The sequence below is a fragment of the Streptomyces yangpuensis genome, assembly GCF_001005295.1.
GTDB classification, from domain to species: Bacteria; Actinomycetota; Actinomycetes; order Streptomycetales; family Streptomycetaceae; genus Streptomyces; species Streptomyces yangpuensis.
This window is the reverse complement of record NZ_LBMK01000002.1, coordinates 1,866,395-1,885,316: the sequence shown is the minus strand read 5'-3', so window position 1 is coordinate 1,885,316 and position 18,922 is coordinate 1,866,395. Positions and strand designations below refer to the sequence as shown.

At 72.5% G+C, this 18,922-nt stretch carries 17 protein-coding genes and 3 pseudogenes; 10 read left to right on the top strand and 10 right to left on the bottom strand.

Going from position 1 to position 18,922, the window contains the following annotated elements:
* Window positions 1-516: 516 nt before the first annotated feature.
* Both AAT21_RS13715 and AAT21_RS35495 read right to left on the bottom strand, forming a co-directional pair.
* Complete coding sequence (locus AAT21_RS13715; RefSeq protein ID WP_046776855.1) at window positions 517-759, bottom strand: DUF5133 domain-containing protein; 243 nt, start codon at window positions 757-759, stop codon at window positions 517-519.
* Window positions 760-937: 178 nt separating this feature from the next.
* A pseudogene (locus tag AAT21_RS35495) lies at window positions 938-1,492 on the bottom strand (SDR family NAD(P)-dependent oxidoreductase).
* Between the two features lie 374 nt (window positions 1,493-1,866).
* Between AAT21_RS35495 and AAT21_RS13705 the strand changes: the two are divergent.
* Entirely contained in the window at window positions 1,867-2,196 is a 330-nt protein-coding gene (locus AAT21_RS13705; RefSeq protein ID WP_046776853.1) for a hypothetical protein, read from the top strand.
* Window positions 2,197-2,393: 197 nt separating this feature from the next.
* A complete protein-coding gene (locus AAT21_RS13700; protein WP_046776852.1) occupies window positions 2,394-2,870 on the top strand; it encodes a hypothetical protein in 477 nt (158 codons plus the stop codon).
* Between the two features lie 44 nt (window positions 2,871-2,914).
* Here AAT21_RS13700 and AAT21_RS13695 read toward each other — a convergent pair whose 3' ends face one another.
* The gene (locus tag AAT21_RS13695) at window positions 2,915-3,295 is read right to left on the bottom strand and encodes a hypothetical protein (RefSeq protein ID WP_046776851.1); all 381 of its coding nucleotides are present in this window, start codon (window positions 3,293-3,295) and stop codon (window positions 2,915-2,917) included.
* A gap of 164 nt (window positions 3,296-3,459) precedes the next feature.
* On the opposite strand from AAT21_RS13695, the pseudogene AAT21_RS35490 reads away from it, so the two are divergent.
* A pseudogene (locus AAT21_RS35490) lies at window positions 3,460-3,672 on the top strand (SDR family oxidoreductase); the annotation flags it as partial.
* A gap of 62 nt (window positions 3,673-3,734) precedes the next feature.
* Here the strand turns inward: AAT21_RS35490 and AAT21_RS13690 are convergent.
* The 4 genes from AAT21_RS13690 to AAT21_RS13675 all read right to left on the bottom strand — a co-directional run bounded on the left by AAT21_RS13690 (window position 3,735) and on the right by AAT21_RS13675 (window position 9,106).
* Window positions 3,735-5,951: a prolyl oligopeptidase family serine peptidase gene (locus AAT21_RS13690; RefSeq protein ID WP_079025610.1), complete on the bottom strand. Its 2,217-nt coding sequence runs from the start codon at window positions 5,949-5,951 to the stop codon at window positions 3,735-3,737.
* A gap of 73 nt (window positions 5,952-6,024) precedes the next feature.
* Window positions 6,025-7,806 (bottom strand): N-acetylglutaminylglutamine amidotransferase, encoded by a 1,782-nt coding sequence (locus AAT21_RS13685; RefSeq protein WP_046776850.1) that lies wholly within the window; start codon window positions 7,804-7,806, stop codon window positions 6,025-6,027.
* A gap of 380 nt (window positions 7,807-8,186) precedes the next feature.
* Window positions 8,187-8,384, bottom strand: a complete 198-nt coding sequence (locus AAT21_RS13680) for a hypothetical protein (protein WP_046776849.1) — start codon at window positions 8,382-8,384, stop codon at window positions 8,187-8,189.
* Window positions 8,385-8,563: 179 nt separating this feature from the next.
* Window positions 8,564-9,106, bottom strand: a complete 543-nt coding sequence (locus AAT21_RS13675; protein ID WP_046776848.1) for a cysteine hydrolase family protein — start codon at window positions 9,104-9,106, stop codon at window positions 8,564-8,566.
* 147 nt (window positions 9,107-9,253) lie between these two features.
* On the opposite strand from AAT21_RS13675, the gene AAT21_RS13670 reads away from it, so the two are divergent.
* Complete coding sequence (locus AAT21_RS13670; RefSeq protein ID WP_046776847.1) at window positions 9,254-9,532, top strand: GlsB/YeaQ/YmgE family stress response membrane protein; 279 nt, start codon at window positions 9,254-9,256, stop codon at window positions 9,530-9,532.
* Between the two features lie 354 nt (window positions 9,533-9,886).
* Here the strand turns inward: AAT21_RS13670 and AAT21_RS13665 are convergent, their stop codons facing one another.
* Complete coding sequence (locus AAT21_RS13665; protein WP_046776846.1) at window positions 9,887-11,071, bottom strand: alcohol dehydrogenase catalytic domain-containing protein; 1,185 nt, start codon at window positions 11,069-11,071, stop codon at window positions 9,887-9,889.
* Window positions 11,072-11,296: 225 nt separating this feature from the next.
* Between AAT21_RS13665 and AAT21_RS13660 the strand changes: the two genes are divergently transcribed.
* The 3 genes from AAT21_RS13660 (at window position 11,297) to dhaK (ending at window position 14,516) form a co-directional block, all read left to right on the top strand.
* A complete protein-coding gene (locus AAT21_RS13660) occupies window positions 11,297-11,638 on the top strand; it encodes a hypothetical protein (protein WP_235438780.1) in 342 nt (113 codons plus the stop codon).
* A 235-nt stretch (window positions 11,639-11,873) separates the two neighbouring features.
* On the top strand, window positions 11,874-13,127 hold the full coding sequence (locus tag AAT21_RS13655) for a PP2C family protein-serine/threonine phosphatase (protein WP_235438779.1): 1,254 nt from the start codon (window positions 11,874-11,876) through the stop codon (window positions 13,125-13,127).
* A 384-nt stretch (window positions 13,128-13,511) separates the two neighbouring features.
* Window positions 13,512-14,516, top strand: a complete 1,005-nt coding sequence (gene dhaK, locus AAT21_RS13650; protein ID WP_046776845.1) for a dihydroxyacetone kinase subunit DhaK — start codon at window positions 13,512-13,514, stop codon at window positions 14,514-14,516.
* 43 nt (window positions 14,517-14,559) lie between these two features.
* Here dhaK and AAT21_RS13645 read toward each other — a convergent pair whose 3' ends face one another.
* Window positions 14,560-15,132 carry a DUF2231 domain-containing protein gene (locus AAT21_RS13645; protein ID WP_052757764.1) on the bottom strand — a complete coding sequence of 191 codons (573 nt, stop codon included), beginning with the start codon at window positions 15,130-15,132 and terminating at the stop codon, window positions 14,560-14,562.
* A gap of 237 nt (window positions 15,133-15,369) precedes the next feature.
* Here AAT21_RS13645 and AAT21_RS13640 point away from each other — a divergent pair, with 237 nt between their 5' ends.
* From AAT21_RS13640 to AAT21_RS35480, 3 genes and pseudogenes are all read left to right on the top strand, one after another.
* Entirely contained in the window at window positions 15,370-15,558 is a 189-nt protein-coding gene (locus AAT21_RS13640) for a DUF6381 family protein (RefSeq protein ID WP_046776844.1), read from the top strand.
* A 181-nt stretch (window positions 15,559-15,739) separates the two neighbouring features.
* Window positions 15,740-17,242: a hypothetical protein gene (locus AAT21_RS13635; RefSeq protein ID WP_235438778.1), complete on the top strand. Its 1,503-nt coding sequence runs from the start codon at window positions 15,740-15,742 to the stop codon at window positions 17,240-17,242.
* A 79-nt stretch (window positions 17,243-17,321) separates the two neighbouring features.
* Window positions 17,322-17,468: pseudogene (locus AAT21_RS35480) on the top strand (SDR family oxidoreductase); the annotation flags it as partial.
* Window positions 17,469-17,470: 2 nt separating this feature from the next.
* Here AAT21_RS35480 and AAT21_RS13630 read toward each other — a convergent pair.
* Entirely contained in the window at window positions 17,471-18,853 is a 1,383-nt protein-coding gene (locus tag AAT21_RS13630; RefSeq protein WP_046776842.1) for a mycothione reductase, read from the bottom strand.
* Between the last annotated feature and the right edge of the window lie 69 nt (window positions 18,854-18,922).

Below are 18,922 nucleotides of genomic sequence, written 5' to 3'. Positions count from 1 at the left end.
TCTTGTGAGCGATGACGACAGCACAGGCACGAGCACAGACGCACGAACCGAGCCGCGTTCGTTCCTGACGTGCGCGACGGAGGTGGCCCGGCTGCTGGGCGTCGACGCCGCCGCCGGGGAGCCGGGCGATCTTCGGGCCCGCCACCTCGCCCATGCGGTGCGTAAGCCGCTGCTCGAACGGGAGAGCATGCCCGAGGAGTGGTTCGGCCCGTTGATGGCGGCAACCGTCCACGATCCGGACCCGAGCTTCTGCCGCTGGTTCGTCGAGCCGGCGGTCTACGCCTTCGGCCGCCGCCGGGTGGCGGCGGCCCTCGTCGGGTATCTGCGGAGCGGCACGGATGCCGAGCGAGCGGGCGCCGTACGGGCCTGGTACAGCGCCCATGTGCCGCTGCACCCGGACAGGTCGCCGCTGTACGGACCCGGTGGGGTACGTGCCCCGCCCTGGACGATGCGGAGGACGTCTACGACGCCTGGCTCGAAGCCTCCCTGCGGCTGTTCGCCGAGGCCACTGCGTGCTCAAGCCGGCTCTCGGCCTGCGGCGAGTACCGAGTCGTCGAGGGTGCCCGTGCCCGGCAGGTGAAGGCGGGCGGCGATCAGGGCGGCGTGCACGTCGGTGGTGCCGGTGGCCACGCACAGTGCGCGCTCGACGGCTTCGATCTCCTTGCGCACGGGTGAGTCGCCCTCCGAGGCGTCGAGCACGGACAGCGCCCAGTAGCGGTCGACGAGACCGGGCAGCACGGCCGGGTGAGCCATCAGCATGGGTGGTTGCCTTTCGCCATGAGATCGATCAAGTGGCCGTCGCCTACCCTGCCGGGCGGTATTGATTCCCGGTGATGGTGACGACCTGGCCGAGTCCGGCGACGCGCATGACGCGCAGGGGGTTGGCCGGGACGGGTCGGGCGGACGGGCGCGAGCGGGCGTCCGGCGGCGCGGTCGGTCAGCCGTGGCGCTCGTCGGCGCGGCCGCCCGCGCCGAGCAGACCGGTCGGCTCCAGCCGCTGGGTACGTTCCAGACGCGGCAGTTCGGTGCGGGCGACGCACGTGACGACGGCCGGGAGGCAGGCCCGCACCGGTTGCACGGCACGAAGCCAGGCGGGGACGTAGACCGAGGCCGCACGTCGTTCCGCGGCGGCGGCCAGCCTGTCGGCGACCTGGGCCGCCGTTCAGACCTGCGGGTCCAAGTCGGCGAACGGCCCTCCCTCGGCGACCCCGGCGTTGCCCACGACGACGGACGCGGGTCCGAGGCGCCCCCGCACCTGTCGGGCGGTGTCGGCCATGGCTGCGTCGTCCGTCAAGTCGACCTCCCAGCAGGCCGCTTCGCCGTGCAAGGAGGCGGCCAGCTCCCGCAGGCGCTCTCCTTCGAGGCCCAGCAGGGCCAGCCGCGCGCCCCGGTCGTCGAACGCCCGGGCCAGCGCCGCTCCCAGGCCGCGCGCCGCCCCCGTCACCACCACGGTGCGGCCTTGCAGGGGCCGGTTGTGCGTAAGTGTCCTCACTCGCGCTCCGTCCCTCGGGGCATGTCGTCCGGTTCTCCTGCTTCCAGGATGCTCCTGCCGGGAGGTCGCATGCGGACCGGGACCACGCGCTATGGCCGACGGCAGGCGCGTAGGAAGCCGCCCTCCGGCCTTCCTGGCTCGCGTGGGAAGGGGGGCCGGGGGCGGCGCGTGGCACGGTCGCGGGGGCAGCGCGACCAGCATCGTGTTGCCGTTCTCGCCCACCGGGCCCGGGCCCGCCGGCGCGAGAAGGCCGCAGTGAGCCTCAGAGACCCGCCGACCCCTCCGGGCATCCAGCCCGATTCGCGTGATATGTGGCGTTATCTGGGTACGCGCACGATGACCGTTGAATCGCACCGCTGATGAAAGGTTGCGTCATGCCCCGAGGATCCAGCCCCAAGCGCGAGCGCCAGTACGAGCACATCAAGGAGTCGGGCGAGAAGCGCGGTATGTCGGAGGAGCGCGCGAAGGAGATGGCCTCCCGGACGGTCAACAAGGAACGCGCTCGTTCGGGAGAGAGCAAGACCGCCAGCCGCAGCTCCACCCAGGGCAAGTCCGCCTCCCAGCGCGGAGGCGAGAAGTCCGGTGGCGGCGGCAGCTCGTCCGGGCCCACCAAGGACGACCTGTACCGGGAGGCGAAGAAGCGCGGCATCGACGGCCGCTCGACGATGACCAAGCAGCAGCTCAAGAACGCCCTGGGGCGCTGAGCCGCGGCCAGTGCCGCCGCCTCGGGCGTTCCGTTCGCCGTCGTCGTCGGGAGGGAGCCATCGTGGCCGTCCGTCATCAGCTAGGCAGGGGGCCGACGCGAGCGTGGCCGGATGCCCCCGCGGCACGGGTGCTGCCTTCGGGGGAAGCGGGGACCGGAAGGGCATGAGCGGGCGGTCCGGGCGGGCAGTGCCGAAGTATGACGCGACGCGATGACGGACCGGACCCGGCACATCAGCGCCCGGCCGGGGTGGACGATGTGACGGTGGAAGCCCTCGGGTCACTCTCGAAGGCGCTGGAAACCGTGGAGCGCGCCCGGGGCCACCTGTACGGGTTCCACCAGCTGACGGGGACGGCGGATCTCGAACTGGACCGCGCGGTCCGGCTGCTCAGGGCGGCCGGACACGACGAGTGGGCCGGTCGGGTCCAGAGGGACATCCTCGGCCGCAACGTCATCCCCGGCCACTGGACCTTCCAGATCGTCGAGGCGTACGACCGCACGTACTACGAGCCGTTCCGGGGGCTTGAGCGTCAGGCGGTCGCAGCACTGGCCGCCGGGAGGCAGCACCTGTACGAGGCCGAGATGAAGGAGGCGCGCCGGACCGCCGGCCACCCCGATCACAGCGCCCGTCCTGAGGAACCGCGCTCTGACGACCCTGGGCTGTCTTCGCCCTGACCTCGGCGAGGCCGCCCACCTCAGCCGGACGCCGCGACCGGCCGTCACCTGCCGGCGGGCCCCTCGGTACGGTGGTCCTCGGGCCGTATTCCGGTGAAGGCAGAGGCGTCCTTGCTGCCGCTGGGGCGGCGCGACTTCCCCTTCGGACCCTTGTCGTGCATGCCGTCCTCGCCCTTACGGGCCAGTTCCTCGCCGCTCCGGCTGCTGCTCTCGGTCGGATTTCCGTGGGGGTTTCCCGACTCCTCCTTCGACACCGTCCTGCCGGCGCCCTTCGCGGGGGCGTAGCGGTCCGGGTGGAAGGACCGGTGGGCGCTGGGATTGTCCTGCTGACGCGTCTCGTCGACGTCGGGCGACCAGCCGTGCTGTGCTCCCCGGTGCCGGCTCGCCTCGTGCTGCGACGCTTCCCTGTCCGACTTGCCACTCATGATCGTTCTCCTGTTCTTCCAGGTGGGAGGCACCCGCCGAGCGCGGTATCGGCTGCCCGGCGGTTGGCCGAGCGCCCGCCCGGGTGCCCTACCGCACGAGGCGCCTACCCGTCGACCCGCCCGGCACTCCTGGCGCGCGGCCACCCGGGTGAGCCGGGCTCGGACCACGGCGCCGCCCCGGCGACGCCCGCGAGGTCGCCGCCGTCATCGCCTTCCTGGCGGGCGCCGAGGCCTTGTACGTCACGGGTGCCTCCTGGGCCGTGGACGGGGGCATGCTGCGGATGGGTCCCATGGCCGGATCGCACATGGACCACAACCGGTGGCGCCGCCCCATGAACGAGGACCGGCCTTCACGGCGCTCCGATCGCGTGCCCTGAACAGCGGTGGTCGTGCAGGGGACGGGCTGCCGTCGGCGCTTCGGCGGGGATGGTCTCGGCCGTCACGTGGCCTGTCGGCCGGGGAGCGGGTTGTCGCCGAGGTGGCGCTCCAGCCAGTCCGCGGCGGCGCGCCGGTAGAGCCGCCTGTTGTCCGCCCGCAGGAATTCATGGCCCTCGTCGCGCAGCGTAAGCTGCCGCGCCGGCACTCCGCGACCCCGTGCCGCGCGGACGAACTGCTCCGACTCCGTCGGCGGCACGTTGGTGTCGTGTTCGCCGTGGACGGCCAGCACGGGCGCCCGCAGTTGGTCGATGCGGCTCATCGGGGACAGAGCCCGCAGCAGGTCCCGGTCGTGTTCGGGATGGCCGTACTTCGCGGTGGCGGACTGGGCGATCCACGGTTCGGTGCCGGCGAAGAACGTGGCGAAGTCCGACATCCCGCAGACGGCCACCCCGGCGCGGAAGAGGTCCGGATGCCATACGAGGGAGGCCATCGTCAGGTAGCCGCCGTACGAGCGGCCCATCACCCCGAGCCGCACGGGGTCGGCATAGCCGAGGGAGACCACGTGCGCGGCGCAGTCGGCGACGTCGTCGATCGCCGCGAACCGACCGGCGCCGAGGTCGGCGTCGACGAAGGAGCGCCCCCAGCCCGAGGAGCCGCGGACGTCCGGGGCGAACACGTCCAGGCCCCTGCCGAGGAGCTCGTGGTAAAGCGGGCTGAACACCGGCCGCTCCTGTTCCTCGGGCCCGCCGTGGAGGTGGATGACGCACGGGGCGGGCCGCCCCGGGTCCTGGCCCGGCGCCCGGTAGTACCAGCCGCCCAGCATCAGCCCGTCCCGGGCGCGGCAGCGCAGGGGCACGGGGCGTACGGGGGGCCGGCCGGGCGGTACCGCGTCCTCGTCGGAGGCCGACCAGCCGGCGCGCGCCGGTACGAGGCCCTGGTCCAGTTCCCAGATGCCGGGCCTGCGCCGGGAACCGGCCAGCGCGGCGAACAGGCCGCCGCGTTCCAGGGGTGCGATCCGGGTCACGACTTCGTGCGGCAGCACCGGACGGTGTCGCGGTCCGACGTCGCCGTCGGCGTCGGTGAGGGGCAGGCCCGTGCTCTCCAGCTCTGTCGCACCGTGGACGTTCCAGGCGAGGAGGGCCCAGCGGCCGTGATCGGGCATGCTCAGCAGGTCGAGGGCGGCCTCCTGCCGTTCCGCCGCCACCGTCAGGCTCCTGGCCGCGCCCTGTTCATCCAGCCGGACCCGCAGGAGGGCCGCGAATTCGCGGTCCGTGTCGCTGCGCAGCCACACGGTCCGCGCGTCGGCGGAGAAGCGGCCGATCCACGGGTCCCCATCGGCAACGTGCAGGGCGAAGGTGGTGCGGCCGGAGCCGGTGTCGAGTACGAGGGCCTCGCGCCGGCCGCGCGGACCGCGGCGCACGAGGGCGAAGCGCCCGTCCGGGCTGGTGTCGCACACCCGCAGCGACGCCGCTCCCTCCTCGCCGTACAGCAGGACGGGCGTGTGCGCGCCGTCGGGGTCGACCAGGTAGGCCGCGAGGCCGCCCCCGCGGACCTGGCCGAGCGCCGGCACCGGGCCCGCCCCCACGTGCACGGACGACGCCCGGTCGCGGGAGAGGGCAGGCCGGTGCGCCGAACCGCCGCCGAGGAGGGTCGCGGTTCCGTCGCGTTCGGACCAGGCCGCGCCGGGGCCCCGCGCCCCGTCCGCCGGCGCGCCGTCGACGTCCGACGGAAGGTGTCCCGCCCCGGTGTGCTCCGCGCCGGACACGGAGGGCTGGGCGACCGTGACGGCCAGGGCGGTGCCGTCGCGGGTCCAGCAGCCGAGGTGCGCGGAGCTTCCGGGCTCGGCCCCGGCGAGCACCTGCCGTCCGGTTCCGTCCGGGCGCACCACCAGCACGCGGGTGTGCTCGCCGCCGCCCGGTGCCGAGGTGTAGGCGATCCAGCGTCCGTCGGGGGACCAGGAGATCTCGGTCACCGGATCGGGGTCGCCGTCCAGGACATGGGCTTCGCTGCCCCGGGCGGGGCCGCTCCACAGCTGGGGGACACCCGCCCGGTCGCAGATGAAGGCCACGTGCTCACCGGTGGGATCCGCCGACGGGTACCAGCACCCGTGGGCGGTGAGCAGCGTGGGCGGGTCGGCACCGACATGGTCGGGCAGCCGCACCGGTACGGGTGCCGGCGCGGGGGACGCGGCGCCGGTCCCTCCGGTTCCGGGGGCCGCCGTAGTACCGCCCGCCGTACCACGTACGTGATCCACGAGGTTCGTCCGCTCCAGGGGCATGGCCACCTCTCCCAGGCTTCCGCTTCCTGAGTGTTCCCACCACTCGGTCCCGTCACGTCACCGGGTGGTCACGTCATCGGATGCCGTGCGCCTGAAGCCAGATCTCCAGCGTCGCCACCTGCCACAAGGTGTTGGCCCCGCGCCGTGCGCGGTGGCGGTTGGGCTGCGCGAGCAGTTCGCCGACGACCTGGGCGTCGAAGATCCCGCGGCGGCGTGCTTCCGGGGCCGTGAGGGCGTCCCGCACCCGCGCCAGCACGGGCTCGGCCATGTGGCGCACGGCCGGGACGGGGAAGTAGCCCTTGGGGCGGTCGACGACCTGCCGGGGCAGTACGGTGCGCCCGACCTGCTTGAGCACGGCCTTGCCGCCGTCCGCGAGCTTCAGTCCCGGCGGACAGGCGGCTGCCAGCTCGACGAGGTCCTGGTCCAGGAAGGGCACCCGTGCCTCCAGGCCCCAGGCCATGGTCATGTTGTCGACCCGCTTGACGGGGTCGTCCGGCATGAGTGCGTGGACGTCCATGCGCAGGGCGGCGTCGAGAGCGGTGGCGGCCCCCGGGGTGGCCATGTGGCTCCGGACGAAGTCCATCGAGGCGTCGTGGCCGGCCGCGAGGTCCGGGTGGATCATGGCGGTGAGGTCGGCGTGCGTCCGGTCGAAGTACGCGCGGGCGTAGGCGTCGTCCGCCCCCGCCCGGCAGGCCGAGGCAATCTGCGGATACCAGTGGTAGCCGGCGAACACCTCGTCCGCGCCCTGGCCGCACAGCACGACCTTGACCTCCTTCGAGACCTGTTCGGACAGCATGTGGAAGGCCACGGCGTCGTGGCTGACCATCGGCTCGCTCATGGCGCCGATGGCGGCCTCCAGCGCTGCGGGAAGCCGGTCGGACGGGATCATGAACTTCTGGTGGGCGGTCGAGAACCGGCGCGCGACCAGGTCCGAGTACACGAACTCGTCGCCGTCCTCACCGTTCTCCTCCTCGAAGCCCATCGCGAAGGTCGGGATGTCCTCGAAACCCTCCTCGGCGAGCATCGCCACCATCAGGCTGGAGTCCAGACCGCCGGACAGGAGCACCCCCACGGGGACGTCCGCGACCGTACGACGCCTCACGGCGGTCCTCAGCGCGTCGTGCACGGCCTCCCGCCAGGCCACGGGGTCGTCGCCGAGCTCGGAGTGCCGGGTGTACGCGGGCTGCCAGTAGCAGTGGTCGTGGCGGGTGCCGTCGGGTTCGACGACCCTGACGGTCGCCGGCGGAACCTTCCGTACGCCCGTCAGTACCGTGCGGGGTGCGACCACCGTGCCGTGCCAGCTCAGGTACTGGTGAAGGGCCGCCGGGTCGATGGAGGTGTCCACTCCCCCGGCCGCCAGCAGGGCCGGCAGCGAGGAGGCGAAGCGGAGGCGGTCGCAGTCCTCGGTGACGTAGAGCGGCTTGATTCCCAGCCGGTCGCGGCCCAGGACGACCCGCCCCGAGCGGTGCTCGGCGACGGCGAAGGCGAACATGCCGACGAAGAATTCCACGCATTCCCGTCCCCATTCCGCGTACGCCTTGACGACGACCTCGGTGTCGGAGTCGGAGAAGAAGCGGTACCCGAGCCTCTCTAGGCGGGCGCGCAGCTCGCGGTGGTTGTAGATGCAGCCGTTGAAGACCACCGTGAGGCCGAGCTGGGCGTCGACCATGGGCTGGGCGCCACGCTCCGACAGATCGATGATCTGCAGGCGCCGGTGACCCAGGGCGACCGCCGCCTGGGACCAGATCCCTCTGCCATCGGGACCCCGCGGCTCCATGACATCGGTCATGCGTTCGACGACGGCGACATCGGGGCGCCTGCCGTCGAAACGCACCTCGCCACTCAGGCCGCACATGAGGCACCTCCGCGTGCCTCGGCGCCTCGGGACGCCCGGGATACCTCACTCCTGCCGGTAGGCCAGGTCGCGTACACCATGCTTCTGCACTCCTGTGCCGGTTCGGCCGGCGCGTGCGAGCCGGCTCGAACGGGCGATCGACATGTTTCACGCCTGCCCGCACCTGGGCCTTTCAAGCGGCCCCCTGCCTACTCGGCGCGCGGGCGGCACCGCCGCACCCTCCTCGGGCGGGCATCCAGTTCATCGAGGAACCGGGTCAGTGCACAGATTCCCAGTGTGAGGGCGCGGAGCTCCACGCGCTCCTCGGCGCCGTGCCACCGGTCGGCGGGCAGACCCGTCCCGAAGAAGAGCACGGGCGCGTCGCCGGCCCGGGCGCGCTGTCACCGCAGGCCGCCGCCGGCCACGGCGGCACCGCGGGGCGCCGTTTCCGGGGCTTCGGATCCGTCGTCCGGGTGAACGCCGTCCAGTAGTCCGCGCATCTGGTCGAGCACCCGCCGGAAGTCGCCCCACGGGGTTGCCCGGTCGCCGGTGCCGGCGGTGGTGTCCGTCGGGCCGGTGCCCGCTCGTTTGGAGGTCATGCTCCACCTCTCGGGCTCGTGAGCCGGCTCTCGTACCGGCCCCTCGCGCGCCTCACGCGTGCCCGGGGCGTCTTCCCCGCTCCCGGAGGATCATGCGGAGCCGCCCGGCGGCGGCCGGCCGTCGCGCCGGAGGCAGGCGGCGTCGCGACCCCGTCCCGGCCGGGCGAGGACCGCCCAGGTCAGCCGTCGAACTCGACGTTTTGCACCCTGCAGACGTCGGCGGACATGTTGCGCCTCATCAACTGCAGGGCCGCCTCGGCCAGCTCGGCGTCGATGTGGGCCACCGCGTCGTCCGGCACGACGACGTCGAAGTGCCGGATGTGGGCGTCCAGCGCCGAATACAGCACGCACTGCTCGGTCACCTGTCCGCACAGGACCAGGCGCTCCGCCCCGAGTTGACCGAGCAGGTAGGACAGGGGGGTTTCGAAGAAGATCGAGTGGCGCGCCTTGACCACGAAGAGTGAACTCTCGTCGGGGGCGATCGGCTCCACCAGGCTCTTGTGGCGGCCTGCGAGAGCCGCCTCCAGGATTTCGCCGTGGTGGGAGCGCCATTCCCCGAAGTTGTCGTTCACGTAGACGACGGGGGACTCGCCGGCGCGGGCGTGTTCGAGCAGGGCCGTGATGCCGGGCAGCGCCCGGCGGACGGACGGGACCAGGGCTTCGGCGTCCTCGTGCTCGTAGGTGTTGAGCATGTCGATCACGATCAGCACCGTTTGGGACATCGGAGCCGCCGCCTCTCGTCTCGTTCTCCGTCCGGTCTCCCCAGTCTCTGCCATCCGGAGCCGGCGGCCACCGGAGTTTGAGATCGCGCGCAGCGTGCACAAGCGACGTGACAGTTACCTGACACAGCACCACGGCGGGAGACGCACATGGGCATCATCGCTTGGATCCTCATCGGCCTGCTGGCAGGACTCGTGGCCAAGGCACTGATGCCGGGCAGGGACCCGGGCGGGATCATCGTCACGACGCTCATCGGGATCGCCGGTGGCCTGCTCGGCGGCTGGCTCGGGAAGGTCATCTTCGGCGTCGACTCCATCGACGGCTTCTTCGACCTCTCCACCTGGATCGCCGCCATCGTCGGCTCGGTCATCCTGCTGGCCCTCTACCGGCTGGTGATCGGGAACCGGCGCTCGCACCGGCACGCGTGACCCCCGGCCACGCGCCACGGCCACGCGCCAGGGTTACGGGCCGCACGGCCCACTGCGATCGGTTCCTCCCTCGGCGAGGGAGGAACCGATCGCTGTGCGAGGCCAGGTGTGGGCTTCCCGGCAGCGGGCAGACGTACGGCGCAGCCCCGCTCCGGCGGGGCTGACCAGTATCACGGGCCGCGTCGGGGAACGTGGCCCGCTCGCTCCCCGACCCGCAGGTCGGCGAACTCCTGGAGGCCATGTCCTCCTGACTGCGGATCGCTCCGGCCGGCTTCGGCCCGGCGAGTGCTTTCGGCCCCGGGAGTTCCCGGGGCCGAAAGCATGCGCCGGCACGTCCTCTGGCAGTCGTCCCTGTCACGGTGTGAAGAGCACCTTCACGGCGCCGTCCCGCTTCTCCTGGAACATCTCGTACGCGCCCGGGGCCTCCTGCAGCGGCAACAGGTGCGTGGCGAAGTCGTCGACGCCGAGGGGGTCCCCGTCGGTGAGCAGGGGAAGGATGTCGCCGACCCAGCGCCAGACGTTGGCCTGGCCCATACGCAGGGTGAGCTGCTTGTCGAAGACGGTCAGCAGGGGCAGCGGATCGGCCGCGCCCCCGTACACCCCGGACACCGAAACGGTCCCGCCGCGGCGGACGAGGTCAATGGCGGTGTACAGGGCGGACAGCCGGTCGACGCCCGCGCGCTTCATCAGGGCCGCGGCCACGGCATCCGGCAGGAACGTGGTCATCTTCTGCGCGGCGGCTGCGACACGACTGCCGTGGGCCTCCATCCCGACCGCGTCGATGACGGCGTCCGGGCCGCGCCCGCTGGTGAGTTCACGGACGGCATCCGTGAGGCCCTCGCCCCGTTCCAGGAGGTCCAGGGCGTGGTAGCCGCGGCGGCGGGCCCGCTCGAGCCGCTCGGGAACGAGGTCGATACCGATGACCGTGCCGGCACCGTGGTGGGCGGCGATGCGGCAGCTCATGTCCCCGATGGGGCCCAGGCCCAGTACGGCGACGCTGCCGCCCTGCGGGACGGCGGCGTACTCGACCGCCTGCCAGGCCGTCGGCAGCACATCGGACAGGTAGACGAACCGTTCGTCGGACGGTCCGTCGGGCACTCGGATGGGCAGGTGGTTGCCGAAGGGGACCCGCAGGTACTCGGCCTGGCCGCCGGGTACCTGTCCGTAGAGCTTCGTGTACCCGAAGAGCGAGGCGCCCGTCCCGTGCTCGCGCACCTGTGTGGTCTCGCACTGGGACTGCAGGCCCCGTTCGCACATGAAACAGGTGCCGCACGAGACGTTGAACGGGATCACCACCCTGTCCCCCGGCTTCAGCGAGCCGACCTCCGGTCCCGCCTCCTGGACGATGCCCATGGGCTCGTGCCCGAGGATGTCGCCGGGGTCGATGAACGCCCCCAGGACCTCGTAGAGGTGCAGGTCCGAACCGCACAGGCCGGTGGTCGTGATCTTCACGATCACGTCGTCGCGGTCGCGGAGCCCGGGATCGGGAACTGATTCGAAGCGGACATCCCGCTTGCCGTGCCATGTGAGTGCCTTCATGACGCCTCCTGCGGAGTGTGCTGCGCAGTGTGGTGCTCGGTGTGTGGCCCCCCTGGTGCGCGTGCCCCCTGCCACGCCGGTGAACCGGAATGTCCCGCAATGCCCTCAGGGCATCCGGGCGGGTTTTCTGGGCAGTCGCCGGATATGGCTTCGCCCGCTGGAACGCCGGGATCCCGAGGAACGTGACGAGCCGGACCACCGGCCGGCATGAAACGAGGTGAGGGCATGGGCTTCTCCGCACGCAGACAAGCCGGTCTGCGCGCCGCCGACCGGCACGCGCGGCAGGCGGCCGCACGGTGGCGGCACGACGGTTCGGAAGCCCAGTGGGCCCGCAGCGACCTGCGCCTGCGTCGCGTCCTGTCCCTGTGGGCGATCCCCGTGTTCGCCGCCGGCAGCGCCCTCCTGGCGTACCTCGCTTCACAGACCACCGCCGGGGCCGCTCCGCCCCGCACCGTGTACGTCGTCCTCGCCGCGATCTGCTTCGCCCTGGTGGTACTCGCCCTGATCGACCTCCAGGTGATCAGGCGCCGTACCCGCGAGGCAGAACGCTGGCATCGCCCCACCTGACCCTCACGGACTCACGCCCATGAGGGGGCGGGTTCCGCAGGGGCCGGCGGGGTGATGAGGTTGACGCGTCGGTTCGCCGCCCGGCGGGGTTGCTCGTCACCTTCCGATGCCGCGGCGCGGCCGGCCGGCGCCGTGTCGACCGGGCCGACGCGGGATTCCTTGGTCAAGATGGCTCCATGGGTTCCCGTCTCGAGGAGAAGCATCCGATGGAGTGCGATGGGGAAGGGCGTTCCTGGTGAGCGCGGGAGACGGCGAGGGGTTGGGCCCGGTCCTGGCGTGGGTTCTCGAGCGCTCTCACGAGGCGTCGGCACTGGACCTCGCGGCACTGATCGATGAGGCCGCCGGCCGGCTGGGGATCGGTTCGGCCCGGCTGTTCCTCGCCGACATCCAGCAGGGCCGGCTCAACCTTCTCCCTCAGCCCCAGGGCCCGCAGGTACCGGCCGCTCTCGACATCGAGGGTTCCCTGGCCGGGCTGGCCTACCGCACCCAGCGGGTCCATCTCAGCAGTGACCGGGGCACCGCCTGGTTCCCGATGATCGACGGCATCGAACGGGTCGGCGTCATGCAGGCCTCGGTCTCCGGCCCGGCCGCCGACCGGATGGAGGCGGGCCGGGCGCTGGCGAGTCTGGCCACGCTGCTGGTGGTGTCCCAGTCATCCCACAACGACCTCCTCGTCCGCCATCAACGGACACGCCCGATGAGTCTCCAGGCCGAACTGCTGTGGGCGTTCCTGCCACCGCGGACCATCGGCACCACCGAGGCGACCTCGGCGGCGATGCTGGAGCCGGCCTACGACATCGGCGGCGACGCCTTCGACCACACCTTCATCGACGGCGTCCTGCACGTGACGATGCTCGACGCGATGGGTCACGACCTGGCCTCCGGCGGAGCGAGCGCCGCCGCCGTCGCGGCCTGCCGCGCCACGCGTCGTTCCGGCGGCACCCTCCCCGACATCGCCACCACCATCGACCGCACCCTGGCCCGGTGGATCCCCGACCGGCTCATGACCGGGGTCGTCGCCGAACTCGACACCCACAACGGCGACTTCAGCTGGATCAATTGCGGCCACCCGCCACCGCTGCTCATCCGCGACGGCCATGTCCTCCCCCGGGCACTCGAACGGGACGCCCAACTCCCCCTCGGCCTCGGGTTCCACGACCAGGAACCTCCCGCTCGGCACCATGTCCGGCTCCAGCCCGGCGACCGCGTCCTGATCCACAGCGACGGGGTGACCGAAGCCCGCTCCCCCGACGGCGACCTCTACGGCGAGGACCGTCTCACCGACACCGTGATCCGCTCACTCGCGTCCGGGCACAGCGGCGCGGAGGCCCTGCGGCGGCTCGTCCAGAAGCTCCTCGCCCACCAGGAACACCGCCTGCGCGACGACGCCACCATCCTCTTGGCCGAATGGCACCCGCACACCTCGGCCACCCCGGCCTCCTGGACCGCCTCGGACACCCCGCCCAGCGGGCGGCCCGCCGGCGCGTGATGCCGCCGTTCACGGGGCGGCCCGGCACCTCGTGGACGACCCGGGCGGCCTTCGGCAGCTGCTGTACGCCGTCGGGCTCCTGTCCGGCGACCCCCGCCCGCGGGGTGCCGCCATCCACGGCCCGGGGCTGTGCCGGATCCACGTCGGCCGCTATCGGGTGCTGTACGCCATCACCCGCGATCGGCGTGCCGTCGGCGGCCCCCATGTCGGCCGTCTCGGACAGTCCGTACGATCTCGGTCGCCCAGGGCCCTGCCTGCCTGTCGTTGCGGGGCGGGCTCCTTTACCGTCGAGGTGAGCGCTGCGCGATCGGCGTGCCGCCCCGCGGGGCGACCTGCATGCACGCGGCTCGGAGAGTCACCTGTCAGCCCACTGGGAGATGCGCCGTGAAGATGCTGATCAACAGTCCTCAGACCGTGGTCGCCGATGCCCTGCGCGGCCTGGCCGCCGCCCATCCGGACCTGGAGGTGGACGTGGAGGCCCGGGTCGTCGTCCGCAAGGGGGCCCGCGAGGGCGGCCGGGTCGGCCTGGTCTCCGGCGGCGGATCCGGGCACGAGCCGTTGCACGCGGGCTTCGTGGGACCCGGAATGCTGTCGGCCGCCTGTCCGGGCGAGGTGTTCACCTCTCCCGTACCCGACCAGGTCCTGCGGGCGGCCAAGGCTGTGGACTCCGGCCAGGGGGTGCTGTTCGTCGTCAAGAACTACACCGGGGACGTACTGAACTTCGACATGGCCGCCGAACTCGCCGAGGAGGACGGCGTCCGCGTCCAGCGCGTGCTGGTCGACGACGACGTGGCCGTCACCGACAGTCTGTACACCGCCGGCCGGCGCGGCACCGGAGCCACCCTCTTCGTCGAGAAGATCGCCGGGGCCGCCGCCGAGGAGGGCGCTCCGCTGGAGCAGGTCGCGGCGGTGGCCGAGCGCGTGAACAAGGCCTCCCGCAGCTTCGGTGTGGCCCTGAGCGCCTGCACCACACCCGCCAAGGGCAGCCCCACCTTCGACCTGCCCGACGGCGAGCTCGAACTCGGCATCGGGATCCACGGCGAGCCCGGCCGCGAGCGCCGCCCGATGATGACGGCCCACGAGATCGCGGAGTTCGCGGTGGGCGCCGTACTGGACGACCTGGCGAGCGTGGCTCCGGCCGACGGGCCGGTGCTGGCCCTGGTGAACGGGATGGGTGCGACGCCGCTGCTGGAGCTGTACGGGTTCCACGCCGCCGTGGCCCAGGTGCTCGCGGACCGTGGGGTACCCGTGGCGCGGTGCCTGGTGGGCAACTACGTCACGTCGCTGGACATGGCGGGGTGCTCGGTGACCCTCTGCCGTGCCGAGGAGGAGTTCCTGCGGCTGTGGGACGCGCCGGTGCAGACCCCGGCGCTGCGCTGGGGCCGCTGAACTCCCGCCCGCCCGGCGGCCGGCGCTGCTTGCGGATGCGGCCTCAGGAGGTGGGGTGGGCCCCGACGGCCTGCCGGTAGGCGACGTGGCCGCCGAGTGCCCCGGTGATGCCCACCGCCGTCAGACCGGCCCACCCCCACAGCCGGCCCTTCGCGGGGCGGCCGCCGAGGCGTGCCCCGAGGGAGATCGCGTAGCAGCTGACGGCCGCCGCGTTGGCGACGGCGTGGGCGAGGCCCACCCTGGCCTGTTCGGGCGGCAGGTCGGCCCAGTCGGCCCAGCCGGCGATCGCGGCCGGGGCCACCCCCGCGAGGCCGACGGCCGTCAGGGTGGTGGCCGCACGCCGCTCACCGGGGACGACGTCCAGGACCGCGGCGGAGAGCCAGCATCCGATGGGCACCTGCACGAGGACGGGATGGAGAGGATGGCCCAGTGGCCGTCCCCTCAGCAGGTCCCGCACGTCACCCAACGGGAGCGAGCGGATCCCCCGCTGGAGGACGCGGATCGCCGGGTCGGCCAGGTTGCTCCGTTCCAGGCGGTCCAGGGCCGCCAGCCACCGTCCGGAAACGGTGTCCAGGGCGCGGACGACGCGCGTGGGGGCAAGGGCTGTGGTGTTCATGCAGGGCGCCTACCCGCCATCGGGCCCTGCCCCACGTCGCTGTCGGCCGAATGGGAGACGCGATACCCCGGCGCGTGTACGCGATCCCCTGGTACGCAGCGCCGTCAGAACCCTGAAATCGTGAACGTCGCCTCGCTCCGTGTCAGCCCCGCGGTGACGCGGGTAGGCGCATCAGGACGGAGCCGGTCGGTACCTCACCGTCCGGCGGAGACCGTACGCGCACCGAAAGGGCGAGACATGACCGGTGACGAGCAGCGGAGCAGGGTGGCCGGCGAGATGCGGCAGAAGGCCGAGCAACTGGAACTGCAGGCGCAGCGGGCTGCCGATCCCGCGGAGCGGGAGCGGCTCATGGAGAAGGCCGTGCACCTGCGTGCGAAGTGCGAGGAGGTCGGAGGTCCGGAGAGCGCCACCATGGACCCCATGTAGTCGCGGGGCCGGGTCGGCCGTCGGCCGTGCCCGGTCAGGCCGCTGACCGTGCCGCGCCGGATCCGGTGACACGGCGCGCCCGGGGGTGCAGAATCGAGTCTGCGGCATCGGGCGGGGGGCCCGGGCCGGGGGGTGGGGGGTACGGATGGGCCGGGCTTGGCGTTGGGGACTGACCCTGCTGGTGGCGGGTTTCGCAGTGTGGTACGCCTCCTACTACACGACGGTCCTGGTATGGGAGCTGCGCAAGCTCCTCGCCTGGTTCGCCCTGCCCCTGCTGGCCGTGGCGTGCTGTATCGGGGCCGGGCTGCTGGCGCGGTGGCTCCGACGGCGCGCGGGACACCCCGACGCCGGGAACGCGGCCGTCGTCCTGGCGTGGTTGGGCACCGTCTCCGCCGTGGTGCTGGGCGTCGGCTGGCTGGTGTACGGGGCGTACCTCCAGGACCGCGCGTACATGGCCACCGCGCAGATCGTGACCGATCCGGTCCCCGCCCTCTCCGCCCGCTCCCCGTACGTGGTCGGCGAGGCTCAGGCCGCTCCGCACCTCGGCGACGTCACCGGCGAGATCGCCGACATCACCTACCTGCCCGACTCCGACCGCTTCGGCACCCTGGTCGAGCGGCGGGGCTGGCTCTCCGGGTACGAGGTGGGACTCGTCCAGGAGGTCCCGCTGGGCGGCAGCGGCCGGAGCCAGGTGCGCTGCCCCTTCGACCTGGAGAAGGCGGACGCGCGGATCAGCGGCTGGTTCACCCACAACCTGGGCCGCAAGATCTCGGGTGTGCAGCGGTGGGTACGTTTCGAGGCCGGCGACGCCTATGTGACCTGCTCCGACGGCACGCCGGTCGTGGTCGTCCCCCTCAAGCGCCAGACCGGGCTCTTCGTCGTGACGGAACGTCCCGCCGGTGTGGCGCTTTACGACGGCTCGACCGGGAAGCTGACGGTGACCACCGACACGTCCGCGGTCCCCGGCCCGTCCTATCCGCTGAGCCTCGCCGCCCGCCAGCGGGAGGGCACGGCGGCGGTGGGCGGCTTCAGTGACTGGTGGTTCGAGCGCAGCGGCTGGGACGCCTCCGAGGACGGCGCCAACGAGGGCAACGAGTCCGAGTTCACCCTGCGGTACGGCGATACGGCCGCGGGCGGGGCCGGAAGTGCCTACGTCACCCCCCTCACCCCCCAGGGTGAGGCCAGCTCGGTGGTGGCGGTCTCGACGGTGCCCACGCGGCACCGGGGCGGCACGCTCGCGCCGATGACCGTCCACCGCCTCGATCCGGCCTGGTCGTCGCCGAAGGCGCTCGTGGCCCTCATCAAGGCCGAGTACCGGGACGTCTGTTGCTACAACGACGATCAGGTGTTCGAGGTCGTCCCCTCCGGTGGCAGCACGTGGACGGCCACGGTCGGCAGCGAGCAGAACATCCGATTCCGCGTGGAGGGCAGAGGACCGGTCGACGGGCGCGAGGCCACCTGTCTCAAGGCGGCCGACGGTGCGCTCATCCGTTGTGCGTACGCGGTGCCCGGATCGCCGGAGGAGCAGGAACTCAAACGCAGGGAGCAGCAGAAGCAGCAGGAAGAAGCGGCGAAGGGCTCGGGAGGGGCGCCGGGCGATCTCAAGGGACTGAGCGACGATCAACTGGCGGAGCTGCAGCGCCGCTTGGGAGATGAGTTCCTCCGCCGCCTGAAGAGCGGCTGAGCCGGCCCGTTGCGGAACGCGCGGTCGGGCACGGGCAGGCCACGGCCGCCCTTGAGCCGTCGGGTGCCCGCCCGGCCGCACCCGCGCATTCGGCGAGCAGTCGCCGCTGGGCCGCCCCGCGCAGCCCGCGGAGACGGCGCCCGCCTTCGTCTTCCTCGCCTCGGACGGGGCCTCCTGCATCACCGGCGAGCTCGTCGACGCCACCGGCGGAACGCCCCTGCCCTGAGTTCATCGGTGGCCGAGGGCTCGGTGGAGGTCGAGGAGGGCGTTGGAGATCACCTCGGTGGGCGCGGGGTGGATCCACAGCGGGGTCCGCGCGAGGTCGCCGGCAGTGATGCCACAGCTCATGGCGACCACCAGGGGCTGGATCAGGCTCGCGGCCTGCGGGCCCATGATGTGGGCGCCCAGCAGCAGTCCGCTACGGCGGTCCGCGAGCACCTTGCAGAAGCCCGTGCCGTCCTCCAGGGCCCAGCCGTAGGCGGTGTCCGCGAAGCGGCGCACGCAGACGGCGTAGTCGAGTCCCTCTTTCCGGCACTGCTGCTCGGTCCGCCCGACCTGCGCGATCTGGGGCCGGGTGAACACGGCGGCGGGGACGGCCCCGTGAGAGGTGCGGATGGGGTCGCCGGGGTGCAGGAGGTTGTGCGCCACCACGTGGGCCTCCCGGTTCGCCACATGTTTGAGCGGAAAGGGCGTGCACACGTCGCCGAGGGCGAATACTCCCGGGGCGCCGGTCCGCTGAAAGGCGTCGACCGCCACCCGTCCGTCGTCGTGGAGCGGGACCCCCGCCCGGTCGGCGTCGATCAGGTCGCTGTTCGGCGTGCGCCCCACAGCGACGAGCAGGGTGTCCGCCTCGACGGTCGTGTCGTCGTCCAGGACCAGGCGCAGCCGTCCCGGCTCCCCCTCGACACGGGCCAGTGCGGTGCCCGTCCGCAGGTCGTAGCGGTCGGCGGCGATCGCGGTGTAGGCGGCGGCAACCGATTCGTCCTGCGCGGCGAGGAGGTTGTCCTCCTGCTCGATGACCGTGATGCGGCTGCCCGCCGCGTGGAAGACGTGCGCGAGCTCGGCCGCGACGTAGCCGCCGCCGAGTACCGCGAGGTGCCGCGGCGGCCGGTCCAGGCGCATGACCGTATCGGACGTCTCGTACGGCAGCCCGGAATCCCGGACCGGCGCGGGCACGTCCGGGCGTCCGCCGACGGCGATCACGACCTGCTCGCCGCGGACGGTGACGGCGTCCGCGCCGTCACCGACCACCAGTGTCCGGTCGCCTGTGAAACGGGCGCGCCCTTCGAGGACGTCGACGTTCGGGGCGTCACGCCGTCCGCGCTTCCCCTCCGCGGCCTCCCGGTCCAGACGTCCGAAGACCCGCTCCCGCACCGCGGGCCAGTCGACTCCGCCCAGCTCGGCCTGTACGCCGAACCGGCCGGCTTCGTGGATGCCGTCGGTGAGGTCTGCGACGTGCACGAGCATCTTGCTCGGGATGCACCCGCGGTTCAGGCAGGTACCGCCGAAGGCGGCCTCCTCGACGAGGGCCACGTCCAGGTGGGAGAAGCGTTCGTCCACGATGGTGTTGCCGGATCCGGCCCCGACGATCACGAGGTCATAGGTGCGCATGCGGCGCAACGTACCCCCGGGTGGCCTCTCCACACGCGCACGGCACGCGGCCGCCGCCGTCGTGCACGG